The following is a 645-nucleotide window of genomic DNA, read 5'->3' on the forward strand; positions in this document are numbered from 1 at the left end:
ATTAGCGGCCAGTGCAGCCGTTGAACATCTCTTGAAAAAATAGGACAGACCTCTTCAGCACACAGAGTTATAACAGCATCTACAAGGTGGGTGTCTAGCTCCTCAACTGCTTTGGCATGTTGTTGACTGATATCAATACCCAACTCTGCCATCACCTTAATGGCATAAGGATTAAGGTTAGATGGTATAGATCCAGCGCTCGTAACCTGGATGCTTTCTGGCAGATAATATCTGGCCAATCCTTCAGCGATTTGGCTTCGGGCCGAATTAGCGACACAAAGAAATAGGATGTTTTTCATAGTAAGCCCTGTAAATACACACGATTGATTTGCTTGCTTTGATAAACATGCGACATATGCTTGATAATATAAATTATCTATACCAATCAGATGGTTCATCAGGATTCTAATGCACAAATCACATAAACATTTTCATCGAACTTTTTTTAAAAGTATAGTATTAATTGTTTCTATATGTCCAATAATATAGACATAATGAGATAAATCAAGACTATCCTGACATTAGCTTTAAGTTGTCCGTCAATTCTAGCTCGATATATTTAGGATTTACTATGATATAGCCTGTAAGCTTTTAATTGAAATAGCTAGCTCATGTATAACTGTTTACGATGCACTTTAGGGTATA

The 645-nt window shown here is 36.7% G+C and carries 1 protein-coding gene; it reads right to left on the reverse strand.

The window, feature by feature from the left end; translation table 11 throughout:
• Positions 1-398: arsenate reductase ArsC (locus tag ACT3S4_RS14375; RefSeq protein WP_444761310.1), on the reverse strand; the 398-nt coding region annotated here is incomplete at its 3' end.
• Positions 399-645: the final 247 nt, after the last annotated feature.

This window comes from Psychrobacter sp. AOP30-A2-5, from assembly GCF_052378115.1.
In the GTDB taxonomy this organism is placed as follows: Bacteria; Pseudomonadota; Gammaproteobacteria; order Pseudomonadales; family Moraxellaceae; genus Psychrobacter.